This is a genomic window from Corynebacterium sp. CTNIH16, assembly GCF_032821655.1.
Lineage (GTDB): Bacteria > Actinomycetota > Actinomycetes > Mycobacteriales > Mycobacteriaceae > Corynebacterium > Corynebacterium marquesiae.
Genome location: NZ_JAVBIG010000004.1, coordinates 32,507 through 46,288, shown reverse-complemented (window position 1 = coordinate 46,288; position 13,782 = coordinate 32,507). Strand labels below are relative to the sequence as shown.

Sequence of the window (13,782 nt, the reverse complement as noted above, 5' to 3'; positions counted from 1 at the left end):
GTCATCTTCTTCATAACGGTCATACTAACCTACATTTCTATAACCTGGAAGGTAATCGATAAAAATATTCATCCTCTCCCCCTATGAGTTTGTGCTAGGCGCAGAATCAAGAAAGCCAGCTAAGGAATCGCGTACTGTGGGGTGCATTCACGTAATGGAGAAAGGTGATGAATATGAGCATCGACCAGAAGGAACTACTAGCGAAGGTCCCCACTCAGCTTTTGATTGACGGACAGTGGCGCGACGCGTCTTCCGGCGAGACCTTTGACGTAGAAAATCCGGCGACGGGCGCGAGGATCGCCACGCTGTCGTCGGCGAATTCTAGTGATGCGGTGGCTGCCCTCGATGCTGCCTGTGCTGCCCAAGATGAGTGGGCGCACACCACCCCGCGCGAGCGCGCAGATATTCTCCGCCGCGCTTTCGAATTAGTACACGAGCGCGCCGATGAGTTCGCTACCCTGATGACCCTTGAAATGGGAAAGCCCTTTGCCGAGTCGCAAGGTGAGGTCACCTATGGCGCGGAATATTTGCGGTGGTTTAGTGAAGAAGCCACGCGTGATTATGGCCGCTACTCCCCTGTCCCGGAAGGCACCTTGCGCATGGTTACCCGCCGCAAGCCCGTGGGTCCGTGCTTATTGATTACTCCGTGGAACTTCCCCCTCGCCATGGCCACCCGAAAGGTTGCCCCGGCCGTTGCAGCGGGCTGCACCATGGTCCTGAAGCCGGCCAAGCTGACGCCGCTCACCGCGCAGTACTTCGCGCAAACCATGCTCGATGCTGGCCTGCCACAAGGCGTGCTCAATGTTGTCTCTGGCAGCTCCGCTTCGGCCATTTCAGAGCCCTTGCTTGCCGACGCCCGCTTGCGCAAGCTCTCCTTCACCGGTTCTACTCCAGTGGGCAAAACCCTCCTGAAGGGTGCTGCGGACAATGTCTTACGCACCTCTATGGAGTTAGGCGGTAATGCACCGTTCATTGTTTTCGAGGATGCGGATATTGACCAAGCGGTTGCGGGAGCTATGGGCGCCAAGATGCGCAATATCGGCGAGGCCTGCACCGCGGCCAACCGCTTCTTGGTGCACGAGTCCGTGGCAGAGCAGTTTACGCAGAAGCTGGCAACAGAGTTTGAGAAGCTTGTCGTTGGCAATGGCATGGACGAAGGCGTGACGTGTGGTCCGTTGATTGAGGCTAAGGCCCTCGACAATGTTGCAGCCCTGGTTGAGGATGCGGTGGACAAGGGCGCGACCGTTGTCACCGGTGGCACCCGCGGCGAGGGCGCGGGCCACTTCTATGCGCCCACTATCCTGAGCAATGTTTCACGTGAAACTCGCGTGGCTCAGGAAGAAATTTTTGGACCGATTGCGCCCATCCTTACCTTCAAGGACGACTCGGAAGCGTTAGGGATTGCGAACGATACGGAGTACGGACTTGCCTCCTATGTATATACGGAGGATTCCGATCGCCTCTGGCGCGTTGCCGACGGCCTCGAGTTTGGCTTGATGGGATTCAATGCCGGTGTCATCTCTAATGCCGCTGCCCCATTCGGCGGTGTCAAGCAATCTGGTTTAGGACGCGAAGGCGGCGCCGAAGGTATTGAAGAATATACCGCGGTGCAGTACTTGGGTATCCGTGATCCTTATACCGGGGCCTAAAGGTTTGAGCGCTTTACAAGGCGGGAGAAACCAGCCGGGTCCCCTTTGCGCGACCCGGCTCAAGCTATTTATGCAAATCTCCTGACCAGCGTCTCCTAAGCGTGCACGAATCTGTGCTACCTGCCCAGTGGGTAGCATTTTGCCAGTTCAAGGCCTGGCAATTTGCCGGTAGCCGCCGAAACGGGGGCGGCTTTGATAAGAGCCTGTAAGGGCTTTTGATTAACCTTTGCAGCCTGCGGGGCGTATAGTGCCTCTCCGTATAATTCAATTTCTATTTCCTTCGTCTGCGATGCATGGCCTTATGGCCAGCTCGTGGAGAGGGAATTTTCTTTTTGTTATTTGGAGTGAGTATATGACGCCTACGGAATCTGCAGCGGCTAAACCGCAGCTGATTACGCCTACGTTTGTCCTCGCGTGGGTGGCTAATTTTTGTCAGTTCTTGGTCTTTTACCTGTCCGTAACCACCATGGCCCTCTACGCGGTAGAGAGCTTCGGGGCATCGGATACCGTCGGTGGTTTCGCCTCCAGTGCCTTTGTTCTGGGCGCGACGTGCATGCGCGTGTTCTCCGGCTGGATCGTGGACCGCGTGGGCCACAAGAAGGCGGCCTTGACTTCCCTGGCCTTCGTCACAGTTGTAGCTGTGGCGTACTTTTTTGCGCATAATGTTGCGGTCTTGATTATCGTGCGAATGGTGCACGGCGCGGGCTATGCCTTGACCTCCACCGCACTCATGGCGGTGGCGCAGTCCGTTATCCCACACGAACGCCGTGCGGAAGGCACCGGATATTTCGCCCTGGGCACTACCCTTGCAACCGCGTTTGGTCCAGCTATCGGCCTGTTATTGGCTAATAACATCGGCTACACCGCGCTTTTTGCTGTCGCACTTGGTGCAAATATTGTTTCCCTGATCCTGGCCTTGGTGCTGCGCTATCCGGCCGAGGTTTCCTCCGAAAAGCCGGCCTTTAAGTTGCGCAATGCCGTGCACCCCAACGTGGTGCCCATCGGTCTATTCATGCTCCTAGTCGGCATCGCCTACTCCGGCGTGGTGACCTACCTCAACGCCTACGCCCGCAAGGAAGACCTGGCCACCGGCGCAGGGCTCTTCTTTGTCGGCTATGCGGTCACGATGCTCATCATGCGCTTCGTCTTGGGCCGTATCCAGGACCATAAGGGTGATAATGCCGTGATGTACCTCGGCTTGGCCGCCTTTGTCGTGGCCCTGCTGATCATGGGCTTCCCCACCAATGACGTCATGCTGGTGGTCGCGGGCGCCTGTACCGGTTTGGGCTTCGGCACCCTCAGCCCCGCCTGCCAAGCCATCTCCGTGCGCTCGGTTCCTGCCGCGCAGATGGGCGCCGGTATCTCCACCATGTTCCTGCTCATGGACCTCGGTATTGGCCTGGCCCCGTTCGGCCTGGGCCCCATTGTTGGGGCAACGGGCTTTGACACGATGTATCTCATTCTCGCGGGTCTCGTGGTCATCGCCGCTATCTACTACTTCTTCGTGCACGGCCGCTTCCCTAAGGCGAAGGGGCACCATCTGAGCTTTGAAGCGGGCAAGTAACACAGCCACTGCCTCTCCTTCGCACTCGGCATGAAAAGCACGCCAGCGCTAAGCGCTGGCGTGCTTTTGTTTTGCGCGCACTCCGGGCAAGAAGAGGGTGCTGGCCTAGCCGGTAAGCTAAAGGCCCTGACACAGCCTGCGGTTCCGGAAGTAGAGTATGCGTCGAGATCCGCTGAGCATGGATGTGCTAATTAGCGGTCCCGTTGCCTACTGGATGTTTGGGCTCATCGAGTGCGGGCGGAACAACGGGACATTGATGAGCTCGACATGAGGACGCGGCAAAACGATACCTTTCGAGCAGTGCCAATAGTGATGGGGAACGTTCAAGGTGGATTGGATCGGCGGGCTATGAGCCCTTGTGTAACTAGGTGCGAAGCGAGTTCTGTTGGTGAGTGGGCAGGCAGCCAGCATCTACAACGAGCCGGGCAAGGGCGCGGTCGCCCATCTTGGCGGCAAAGGCCATGCGCATGGTGATGCCGTGGCTGGGTGGGGTCTCCAGCTCAATGGCGTCGCCGGGGCGAATGCGGCCGGGGGAAATGATGCGCAGGTAGGTGCCGCAGTCGCCACGCGCGGTCCAGCGCTTGAGCCAGCCGCGCTCCCCTAGCCAGCCGGCGAAGGTGGCACACGGTTGGCGGGGCACGGATACCTCAAGCACGGCGGTGCCGATGCACACGCGCTGATTGATGAGCAGAGCAGACAGATCGATACCCTGCGTGGTGAGATTTTCGCCAAAGCCGCCGGAGGTCAGCGGGCGGGAAAGTTCAGATTGCCAGTAATCCAGTTCCTCGCGGGAGTAAGCATAGACGGCCTTATCGTTGCCGCCGTGATGTTGGGTGTCACCAATTATATCGCCGCGCACGCCAGACCCATCGCCGTAATGGGGCCCGGGTGCTGCCAGATCGATAAAGTCCTGCGGCTGCTTGTCGATGCCCGAGAACTCATGCCGCCCGCTCGGGTCCGGCCGGCGGACGGCGACATTGGTAGAGATGACTTGCATGCCTGCCACCCTAGCTGAGCGTGAGCGCCTCCGCGGTGAGAATATCGCGGTAGAACAGCTGCGGGGCGAGGGAGACGGCCTCGGCGAGCTGTGGGAGGGCGTCGTCAAGCGTGGCGGCGAAAGCAGGGTCCGCTAGCTTGCCATTGGCTACGCCGCGCGCCGTGATGGCAAAGACATAGGAAATAAACGGCATCCAGGCGGAATCGCCGAGCTCGGAATTGCCATCGCCAAAGGCGTCCAGCGCGAGCAGGGTATGCAGGACGGACTTATCGACGCCCAGCTGTTGCAGCGTCACCCGCAGCTGCATTGCGGTGCTACGCAGGTTAGAAATGGTGCCCAGGCGGGTGAGTGCACGGTCATTGGCAAAGCACTCGCGCAGTGCGGCGATGCGGTGGGCATCATCGCAGAGCTGGTCGCTGTCCGTTGCTGGCGTAGGTGCCTCGCCCGTTGCACTCATCAGCAGCATGGGGCGGGTGACATCGTCGACGCCGGTGGACGGCACGCGCGCGAGGGAGGCGGAGCCGTGGGCTTCGACGTAGTCATGGGCGGCGTCGGCAAGCGCGGCCAAGAGTGAGGAAGGCTCGCTGGCTGGTTCTTCGCGGCGGAAGCTGCGGGAGACCAAGCCGGTGCGGACAAAGGCGCGCATGCGCTGCCCCGGCTCAAAATCTGCGGCCATAAGGGCATCCATGCTGGCGCGCGGATCCGCCTCAATCTCCTTGATGATTCCCTCGAAGGTTTCCTTGGCCTTGGGCGCGAGGCGGCGCATGGCCGCGTAGGTAGGCCACATACCCTCGGTGTTTTCGGTTTCACCGTCGTGGAAGATGATGAGGGCGCTAGCCGGCGGGTACTGCGGCGCGGCCAAGTCGCTGGCCGGCTCATCCTCGCGGAAGTCCACGATGAGGTGGCCGGCGTCCAGCAGCTCCTCGGGCAGCTCAAAGCCTTCCTCCGTGGGCTCCAGCGGTTGCGGCTCGCCCGCGGGATTGCCCAGCGGCCACGCCCAAGCCAGCAGCTCTACCTCCTCCTCATGCGCCTGCTCGGGGACGAGGATGCCGTCCTCAATGGTTGCGCGGGCGACCAACGGTGCCTTGCGCACGGTGGCGATGGCGGCATAAATGAGGTCGCTGGCCGCGGTGGCCTCATATTCCATGACGCGACGCTCAAAGCTGCGCTTTTGGTGCGCTGCGCGCTCCTTTTCCGGCAGTCCTTCGAGGTATTCCTCATAGGACAACGTGGACCACAGGAGGTAGAGCTCCAGCGAGGTCTTCTTCGTCAGCGCCGACTTCAGCGCGCGGTTAGGCACGGACAGGCTGGTGGCGGCCTCCGTAGAGCCATTGGCGGTGACTAGGTCCCTAATCTTCTGGTTTTTATCAATAACCACGAACTTTGCCAGCGGCAGTGGCTCCGGTGAGTGGATGGTAAAAAGTGCATCGGCATCGAGCTGGTCCGCCAGGATGACCTGCTTATCCAGGTAATCCACGGGCTCGGCCGCGGTACGTTTGACGCGGGTGCGAATCGTCGCCGGTTCCACCTGGAAGGTCAGCTCATAGCCGGCTTCACTGCCGACGGTCTCCTCGCGCACGCTTTCGTCTTCGCCAAAGACGCGCTGGCCCTTTTCCATCTGGATAGCCTTGCCCGGCGCAGAAGCCAAGGCATAGCTAAACGGCGAAAGGTTGCCCAAGGCGTCGATAAAGCGGAAGTTGGTGCCGCGCGGGCCCTCGTTCTTGGCACGCATGTGCAGCGACTCCGCAAAGTTGAGGTACTGGATATCCACCAGTTCTTCGTCCTTGTACAGGGTGAAGCGGTAGCGGCCTACCCAGGGATCCTCGAAGGCGTCTGCGGGGAGCACCTCGTGGATGCCCTCCGGTAGTTCATCCTCCAGCACGGCCTCCTCTTCCCCACCAATGGGGACATAGGTCAGCTCCATGCTGAGATCCGTATTGGCGATGACCCGCGGGGACTGGGTATAGACTAGTTCGCCATCTAGGCCATGGGCATTGGGTAGCGTCTTTACGGCCATGTCCCAAGCAAAATCAGGGCTGCCGGAGACCTTGATGGTTGCGGATTCTTGGCGCGGGACCTCCACGGTGAAAGACTGGCTGACCTCTACCGGGGCGATAGTCCAGCCCTCCCATGCACCGTGGGGACGGGCCTCGCCGACCTTGGCCTTGGCGAGCTCCGTGCCAGCGGGGGAGATGAAGGTATACGAGCCCTTGGCTACCGCGGTGGTGGTATCGATTGGGCGATGGGTGGAATCCAACAGCAGGCCGCCATTGGCCACGCCGGCGAATTCCACAGTGTGCTCCTCAAAGGAGACGCTGAGGTGGCTAAAGGCACGCGGCATGCTGATCCACAACCCGGGCTCCTCGCCCTCCACATAGTAGAACTTGCGGGTGTCCTCGCTGCCATCGAGCAGCTGTGCGGTCACGGTCCACTGGGGATCTTCTGGCTCATAACCTGCGGTTACGGCCGGTAGGTACAGCTCCAATGTGTCGGTAGCTGGGGAGAGGCGCAGGTGCGGAATCCCCTGAAAAACCGCTGCGTCTGCAAAAGATGATAGCTGGCTGCGAAACTTCTCCTGGCTCATTTACCCCAGCCTAGATCATTTTCATGCAGATCCGCATTTTGGCTGCGGGCGGCGGAAATGATGCGAAAACCGGGGGCGAATACGGCGGGGATTTTGGATGTGCGTGCCCTGCGGAACGCGGAAAGCGTAGCGAACTACCCCGCGCCGGGATGCGGCTATTACACTGTGTGATTATGACTACCCAGAGCGATTCCACTTCGTACCGCTATACCCCGGAGCTGGCGAACCAGATCGAGAAGACCTGGCAGCAGTACTGGAAAGACAATGGCACCTTTAATGCCCCGAACCCGGTCGGCGAGCTCGCCACCGATGCGGGCGAGTTGCCTAAGGAAAAGCTCAATGTGCAGGATATGTTCCCTTACCCTTCCGGTGCGGGCCTGCACGTGGGACACCCACTGGGATATATCGCCACCGATACTTACGCCCGCTATAACCGCATGCTAGGCAAGAACGTGCTGCACACCTTGGGCTACGATGCCTTCGGCCTGCCGGCCGAGCAGTACGCCATTCAGACCGGTACCCACCCGCGCACCACTACCGAGGCGAATATTGAAAACATGCGCCGCCAGCTGGGTATGTTGGGCTTGGGTCACGATCCGCGCCGCTCCGTGGAATCGACCGATCCAGAGTTCTTCAAGTGGACGCAGTGGATCTTCCTGCAGATTTATAACTCTTGGTTCGATGAGGAGCAGCAGAAGGCGCGCCCGATTGCAGAGCTCATCAAGGAACTAGAGGCCAATAAGCGCACCACCAAGGACGGCCGCTACTACGAGGACCTCACCGAAGAGGAAAAGGCCGCGGCTATCGATGAATTCCGCTTGGTCTACCTGTCTAATTCCACGGTGAATTGGTGCCCAGGCTTGGGTACTGTGCTGGCAAACGAGGAGGTCACCGCTGAGGGTAAGTCCGAGCGCGGAAATTTCCCGGTCTTCCGTAAGAACCTCTCGCAGTGGATGATGCGCATTACCGCCTACTCCGATCGCTTGCTGGATGATCTGGAGCTTTTGGATTGGCCGGACAAAGTCAAGTCCATGCAGCGCAATTGGATCGGCCGTTCCCGCGGCGCAGAGGTCTCATTCCCTGCTGAAGGCTACGAGATCGAGGTCTTTACCACCCGCCCGGATACCCTCTTCGGCGCCGAGTACGTGGTCCTGGCCCCAGAGCATGAGCTTGTCGATGCCCTCCTCTCCCCCATCCCTTATGACGATGACGTGGATGAGCGTTGGACCTATGGCCACGATGATCCGAAGGAGGCCGTGGAGTCCTACCGCACCGATATTGCCGCCAAGTCCGACCTGGAGCGCCAGGAGAACAAGGAAAAGACCGGCGTATTCCTGGGTACTTATGCCACCAACCCGGTCTCTGGCAAGAAGGTCCCGATCTTCATCGCGGACTATGTGCTGACCGGTTACGGCACTGGCGCCATCATGGCAGTTCCGGCGCACGACACCCGTGACTACGAGTTTGCCCAGGTTTTCGGCCTACCAATTACAGAGGTTGTCTCTGGCGGAAACGTGGAGGAAGAGGCCTGGACCGAGGACGGCGCACTGGTTAATTCCTCCAACGACAAGGGCCTGGACCTCAACGGCCTGAACAAGGCCGAGGCCATTGCCGCGGCCATCGAATGGCTGGAAAAGGACGGCTCCGGCCGCGAAAAGGTGCAGTACAAACTGCGCGATTGGCTCTTCGCCCGCCAGCGTTATTGGGGCGAGCCCTTCCCCATCGTCTACGACAAGGACGGTTTTGCCCACGCCCTGCCGGAATCCATGCTGCCGGTGGAGCTGCCAGAGGTAGAGGATTATAAGCCCGTTTCCTTTGATCCAGAGGACAAGGACTCCGAACCACAACCACCGTTGGCAAAGGTGCGCGACTGGGTCGAGGTCGAGCTGGATCTGGGCGACGGTCCACAGACCTATTTCCGCGATACCAATGTTATGCCGCAGTGGGCGGGTTCTTCCTGGTACCAGTTGCGCTATATCGATCCCCGCAATGATGAGGCATTCTGCGATATCGAGAACGAGCGCTACTGGACTGGCCCGCGTCCGGAGCAGCATGGCCCGCAGGACCCGGGCGGCGTGGACCTCTATGTCGGCGGCGTCGAGCACGCCGTGCTGCACCTGCTCTACTCCCGTTTCTGGCATAAGGTGCTCTTTGACCTGGGCTTTGTTAGCTCCCAAGAGCCCTACCGCCGCCTGTACAACCAAGGCTATATCCAGGCCTATGCCTACACGGATGCCCGCGGCGTGTACGTTCCAGCCGCTGAAGTAGAGGAAAAGGACGGCAAGTTCTACTACAACGGCGAAGAGGTCAATCAGGAGTACGGCAAGATGGGCAAGTCCCTCAAGAATGCCGTGGCTCCGGACGATATTTGCCGCGACTTCGGTGCCGATACCCTGCGCGTTTACGAGATGTCCATGGGGCCGCTGGATACGTCTCGCCCGTGGGCTACCAAGGACGTCGTAGGCTCCCAGCGCTTCCTGCAGCGCCTGTGGCGCCTAGCTGTCAACGAGGACACCGGCGAGCTGGCCACTACCGACGCCGCCTTGAGCGAGGATGACCTCAAGCAGCTCCACCGCACCATCGCAGGCGTGCGCGATGATTACGAGAACCTGCGGCTCAATACCGTGGTGGCCAAGCTCATCGAGTACGTCAACTACCTGACCAAGACCTACCGCACCGAGGCCCCGCGCGCCGCTGTGGAGCCGATCGCACAGTTGGTCTCCCCCATTGCCCCGCATATCGCGGAGGAACTGTGGCAGCGCTTCGGCCATGACGAGACCATCACCTATCAGCCCTTCCCCACCTTTGAGGAAAAGTACCTGGTAGACGATGAAATCGAGGTACCGGTTCAGATCAATGGCAAGGTCAAGGCCCGGATCAACGTGGCCGCTGATGCGGACCAGGACGCGGTCTTTGACGTTGCCCTCGCTGACGCGAAGATTGCCGAGCTGACCAACGGTAAGAACGTAGTCAAGAAGATCTACGTCCCTGGCCGCATGGTCAATCTCGTGGTCAAGTAGTTACTCGTCCCAAAATTCCGTGGCGCACAGCGCAACGCCGTGCGCCCGGATCCCCTGGCCGACCTCCAGTTTTTCGTTGACAATCAGCGGTAGGCCGTCGAGGTCGCATACCCAAAACTCCCCCGTGCCTAGCTCATTGCTGTGCTTGGCGACGCCTCCGATAGTTCCCGCTACCTCTACCTGCGGGTTAAGCATGCTGGGCTTGAAGTTCCGGTAGAAGCGCTCGGTAGCGGGCGAAGTTAAGGAAAACTCTTGCGGCTCCCCTACCTGGTATTTCAAAGCCACAACCGCCGGCCGCACCGGTCCCTGGAGCTTTTCTCCTCCAACTGGATTGCCTGCCGGCAGGGCGAAGGGCGCATCCGCCAGCACCGCGAACTGTAGATCACCAGTTTCCACAATGCCGATATAGGGCGTTGCGCGATATATCGTGCCCGGTGCCTCTTCCCCGCCCCGATAGGAAGGAACTGCGGCCCACTCCCCTTCGTACTCCATACCTGTAACCGCCATGCCAGACGGGTCGGCGTGGAATAACACTCGATCAAATCCGGGCGCCTCCCACATGTCGTGGTCGTTAGGTAGCTCCGCAATGAGTTCTTCCATATCCGCGAAGTCGAAACCGCACGTGCTAAATAGCTTATCCATGCTTGCCATTCTAAACGCTGCGGTCTTTTCTGCCGGAGCGGTCATTCCGTTCGCACTCGCATCTTTGCCGCGAGTATTTGTTTCACTATTTAATTTTTAAGGCAAGAACATTTCCACTCAAACAATGGTGCGTTTCAGCAGATAGATATTCAAAAGGAATATTAAAGCGATTTTGGTAGCAAAGGTATGGGTTTGTGAAATTGTGGTTCTCATAGACCCACATCTCTGTGCAGTAGTGGGAGTTGGTGTATCAACTCCTGGTAAGCCAATGAGTTGCTAGATCAACTCTGCAGTATAGACTGTTGATAGAAGGAGAACCAAAGGAGGAATGCGATGCGCGTGGAGCAGAGTGCGGCGTGGGGTGACTTTGTTGCCATGCAGGAAGCGCTCCACGCGCGGCTTTCTGGGGAGCTGCAGAGTGGCTCTAGATTGAGCGAGGCAGACTACGCGGTTTTGGCCGTGCTGAATCGCCGGCGCCAGATTTCTACACGCCCGCATGAATTGGCGGCGGAGCTTCGGTGGGAGAAGTCGCGGTTGCATCGGCAGTTAGTGCGCATGGAGTCCCGAAAATTGGTTTCCAGGCGCGAGGCGCCGGAGTTAGGAACCCGTGCAGTTGAAGTCACTGTGACGGAAAGGGGAAGTGCTGCTTTCAACGCAGCGATCGAGCGACATACCGCTGCAGTTGAGGAAATCGTGGTGGGCACCCTTAGTGATGAAGACCTACAAACCTTGGGCAGGGTTTCCCGCACGTTGCTACGCGCGGTAGTTAAAGAGGGGACGTCGGAAAGCTAGCTGTCCGCGCCGACCGGTGCATGTAAAAAGGCACCCGCTATAACGGCGGGCGCCTTAGAAGATTGGCTAGGCGGGACCTAGGAAATCTTAAGAACGGTGCGTCCGTGGTGGGTGCCTTCGAGGAGCGACGTGGATTCTTCGACTACAGCCGACAATGGAATCGTGTTGGTCAGTGACTCAAGGATGGACCGGTCCAGCTTGCGTGCGAGCAGCTGCCAAGCGTTCTGGCGGTAGTGCAGCGGGGCGTCGACAGAGTTAACGCCGGCGAGGTGCACGTTGCGCAGAATGAACGGCAAGACGGTGGTAGGCAGGTCTGGGCCGGCGGCCATACCGGTGGAGGCGACGGTGCCGCCCCACACAGTGCGGGACAATACATTAGCCAAGACGTGGGAGCCGGAGGTATCAACCGCACCGGCATATGTTGCCTTCTGCAAGGGTTTTCCGGCCTCAGTAAATTCGGCGCGGTCCACAATGGTGTGGGCGCCTAGCTCGTGGAGGTACTGGGAGTAGTCATCCGGGCGGCCGGTCATCGCGTGAACCTCGTAACCAGCATTGGAGAGGAGGTTCACAGCGATGGAGCCTACGCCACCGGTGGCGCCGGTGACCAAAACTGGACCATCGGGTAGCCCGCGCAGAGAATTAACGCATAGGGCGGCAGTGTAGCCCGCGGTGCCAACGGCGGCCGCCTGCTCTGCGGTGAAGTCCGCGGGCAGGGCGACGGTTGCCTGGGAATTCACGCGCTGCTTCGGGGTGTAGCCACCGTGGCGGAACTCGCCTAGGCCATCACCGAAGGAAGCTACCAGGGTGCCAACCGGGAGGCGTTCCACGTTGGACTCGGCAACGGTGCCGACCACGTCGATGCCCGGAACCAGTGGGCTGGTGCGCATGACACCACGATCCCCGGCAATTGCCATGGCGTCTTTGTAGTTCAGCGAAGAATAAGACACATCGACGATAAGGTCGCCCTCGCCGAGGAACTCTCCCTCTTCAAAGGAGGTCGTGACGGATTTATCATCGTTGCGAGTAACTAGTAGAGTGCTCATGCTCACCATCGTACGTTAAATGTGATGCAGCGATTTAACAGCGAATATCACGGGGATTTTTCAGGCTCGCTTGTTAACTTGAATAACATGACGATGACCACAATGCCCACCCGCACCTCGCGCCAGATTGGTGCGCGTGGACTGCCTGCTAAGCGCACGCTGTGGCGCAGTGCAGCCGTAGCCTGCGTGGTTGTCATGGTGGCTATCGCAGTAGCTACGGTGGGCAAGCCCTTCATAGATATCCCCGGTGTGGTTGATGCGTCTGCGCACGCACGCCGCAGCCTCGATCTGCAAATGTTCAACGGCTTTAATAACCCTCATCCGTGGTGGGGTCCGTGGACCAATACCTTTGGCAATATCGCGCTGTTTATGCCGCTCGGTGCGTGCTTGGTAGTAATGGGGCACAATTCGCGGCGCATCCGCTTTGGCCGCGGCGGAACCATCCTGCTGGCAATGGCGCTCAGCCTGGGTATCGAAATTACCCAATACGTATTCTCGCTGGGATTTAGCGACGTAGACGACTTGGTCTTCAATACCCTCGGCGCATCCTTGGGTGCGTTCCTGGTAAGCCGGAGCAGTTTTAAGGCGCAGCTGCGAGCTGTGCGCTTCATCGGCTGGACTGCGGCGGCGGGCCTGGGTGCTCTCGCTGCTGTAATCTTGGCCGGGTTGATTGTTTAGCGCCCTAGGGTGACTCGGTGTCCGAAGTTGAACATATCGAGGGAATCACCCTTCTCTAGGCCCTCAAACATCCCCGCGGGATTGGACGAAACCATGCCGGTGACTTGCGATACGCCGTAGTGTTCAAGCAGTACAGGGGCTAGGGGAGTTGATGGGCCCAGGACGACATTGAAGGACTCGCGGGAGAGCTCGAGCAGGCGGGGAGCGGTTTTATTGACAAAGGCAGAGCCGGTAATAAAGACATAATCGCACTCGGGCAGGATGTATTCGGCGGCGGAATCGGGGTAGTCGCCCTCATTGAGCGAGCGCTCCAACATATAAAAATCCGCAGCCTGGTTGAGTGCCTTGGGTGCAAAAGGAAAGTGGCCAATGACCGCGACCTTCTTCCCCGCGACGTCGTTGCGGAAGGGATCAAAGAAGTGGGGCCAGGGGGAGTCGACAAGCGTAAAACCATGCTCATCGGCTACAGAAGGCGTGGCGTAGTAGGAATTTAGCGCAGCCATGCCGAAGGAAGCCTCCGAGAAATTCCAGCTCTTGGCCAGCTGTGCGATGGCGCGTAGAGGAACGCCGGTGTACTCGGCGCGCATCTGGGCCGGGCGAGAGGTGGCAGACATGGTCATGGCCATGCCGCAGCTAGGGCTTTCGGTGTATACCCGCGTCCACCGCGGGCCTTGGGCGGCGCGGGAGACCATTATGTCACGGGGAATGGCATCGATGAGGTCATCGTAGAGATCCCAGGCAGACATGTATAAACCAGCTTTCCCAAATTGTGTCGCACTCTTTGTGTGAAGGCAGTGTAATCGAATTAGTTGG

Annotated in this window: 10 protein-coding genes; 5 read left to right on the top strand and 5 right to left on the bottom strand. The window is 59.2% G+C overall.

What is annotated here, in order from left to right:
- Positions 1 to 167: 167 nt before the first annotated feature.
- Both RAE04_RS04990 and RAE04_RS04985 read left to right on the top strand, forming a co-directional pair.
- Positions 168 to 1,649, top strand: coding sequence for an NAD-dependent succinate-semialdehyde dehydrogenase (locus RAE04_RS04990; protein WP_408933173.1), 1,482 nt, complete (start codon positions 168 to 170; stop codon positions 1,647 to 1,649).
- A gap of 352 nt (positions 1,650 to 2,001) precedes the next feature.
- Complete coding sequence (locus RAE04_RS04985) at positions 2,002 to 3,213, top strand: MFS transporter (RefSeq protein WP_317026630.1); 1,212 nt, start codon at positions 2,002 to 2,004, stop codon at positions 3,211 to 3,213.
- Positions 3,214 to 3,577: 364 nt separating this feature from the next.
- On the opposite strand, the gene RAE04_RS04980 is transcribed toward RAE04_RS04985, so the two are convergent.
- Together RAE04_RS04980 and RAE04_RS04975 are read right to left on the bottom strand one after the other, a co-directional pair.
- Entirely contained in the window at positions 3,578 to 4,210 is a 633-nt protein-coding gene (locus RAE04_RS04980) for an MOSC domain-containing protein (protein ID WP_317026629.1), read from the bottom strand.
- Positions 4,211 to 4,220: 10 nt separating this feature from the next.
- On the bottom strand, positions 4,221 to 6,794 hold the full coding sequence (locus RAE04_RS04975; RefSeq protein WP_317026628.1) for a hypothetical protein: 2,574 nt from the start codon (positions 6,792 to 6,794) through the stop codon (positions 4,221 to 4,223).
- A 173-nt stretch (positions 6,795 to 6,967) separates the two neighbouring features.
- On the opposite strand from RAE04_RS04975, the gene leuS reads away from it, so the two are divergent.
- Positions 6,968 to 9,814: a leucine--tRNA ligase gene (gene leuS, locus RAE04_RS04970; protein ID WP_317026627.1), complete on the top strand. Its 2,847-nt coding sequence runs from the start codon at positions 6,968 to 6,970 to the stop codon at positions 9,812 to 9,814.
- Here the strand turns inward: leuS and RAE04_RS04965 are convergent, their stop codons facing one another.
- Positions 9,815 to 10,456, bottom strand: a complete 642-nt coding sequence (locus RAE04_RS04965; protein WP_317026626.1) for a hypothetical protein — start codon at positions 10,454 to 10,456, stop codon at positions 9,815 to 9,817. It lies immediately after the preceding gene.
- 333 nt (positions 10,457 to 10,789) lie between these two features.
- Here RAE04_RS04965 and RAE04_RS04960 point away from each other — a divergent pair, with 333 nt between their 5' ends.
- Positions 10,790 to 11,248 (top strand): MarR family winged helix-turn-helix transcriptional regulator, encoded by a 459-nt coding sequence (locus tag RAE04_RS04960; RefSeq protein WP_317026625.1) that lies wholly within the window; start codon positions 10,790 to 10,792, stop codon positions 11,246 to 11,248.
- A gap of 77 nt (positions 11,249 to 11,325) precedes the next feature.
- Here RAE04_RS04960 and RAE04_RS04955 read toward each other — a convergent pair whose 3' ends face one another.
- Positions 11,326 to 12,300, bottom strand: a complete 975-nt coding sequence (locus tag RAE04_RS04955) for an MDR family oxidoreductase (protein WP_284821110.1) — start codon at positions 12,298 to 12,300, stop codon at positions 11,326 to 11,328.
- 78 nt (positions 12,301 to 12,378) lie between these two features.
- On the opposite strand from RAE04_RS04955, the gene RAE04_RS04950 reads away from it, so the two are divergent.
- A complete protein-coding gene (locus RAE04_RS04950; RefSeq protein ID WP_284821111.1) occupies positions 12,379 to 12,969 on the top strand; it encodes a VanZ family protein in 591 nt (196 codons plus the stop codon).
- On the opposite strand, the gene RAE04_RS04945 is transcribed toward RAE04_RS04950, so the two are convergent.
- The gene (locus RAE04_RS04945; protein ID WP_317026624.1) at positions 12,966 to 13,715 is read right to left on the bottom strand and encodes a DUF364 domain-containing protein; all 750 of its coding nucleotides are present in this window, start codon (positions 13,713 to 13,715) and stop codon (positions 12,966 to 12,968) included. The genes RAE04_RS04950 and RAE04_RS04945 overlap by 4 nt on opposite strands.
- Positions 13,716 to 13,782 lie beyond the last annotated feature (67 nt).

Excerpts from the sequence above, each read along its gene's own strand:
- RAE04_RS04965 (WP_317026626.1), bottom strand. The coding sequence starts at position 10,456 with ATGGATAAGCTATTTAGCACGTGCGGTTTCGACTTCGCGGATATGGAA.
- RAE04_RS04945 (WP_317026624.1), bottom strand. The coding sequence starts at position 13,715 with ATGTCTGCCTGGGATCTCTACGATGACCTCATCGATGCCATTCCCCGT.
- RAE04_RS04975 (WP_317026628.1), bottom strand. The coding sequence starts at position 6,794 with ATGAGCCAGGAGAAGTTTCGCAGCCAGCTATCATCTTTTGCAGACGCA.
- leuS (WP_317026627.1), top strand. The coding sequence starts at position 6,968 with ATGACTACCCAGAGCGATTCCACTTCGTACCGCTATACCCCGGAGCTG.
- RAE04_RS04980 (WP_317026629.1), bottom strand. The coding sequence starts at position 4,210 with ATGCAAGTCATCTCTACCAATGTCGCCGTCCGCCGGCCGGACCCGAGC.
- RAE04_RS04955 (WP_284821110.1), bottom strand. The coding sequence starts at position 12,300 with ATGGTGAGCATGAGCACTCTACTAGTTACTCGCAACGATGATAAATCC.
- RAE04_RS04990 (WP_408933173.1), top strand. The coding sequence starts at position 168 with ATGAATATGAGCATCGACCAGAAGGAACTACTAGCGAAGGTCCCCACT.
- RAE04_RS04985 (WP_317026630.1), top strand. The coding sequence starts at position 2,002 with ATGACGCCTACGGAATCTGCAGCGGCTAAACCGCAGCTGATTACGCCT.
- RAE04_RS04960 (WP_317026625.1), top strand. The coding sequence starts at position 10,790 with ATGCGCGTGGAGCAGAGTGCGGCGTGGGGTGACTTTGTTGCCATGCAG.
- RAE04_RS04950 (WP_284821111.1), top strand. The coding sequence starts at position 12,379 with ATGACGATGACCACAATGCCCACCCGCACCTCGCGCCAGATTGGTGCG.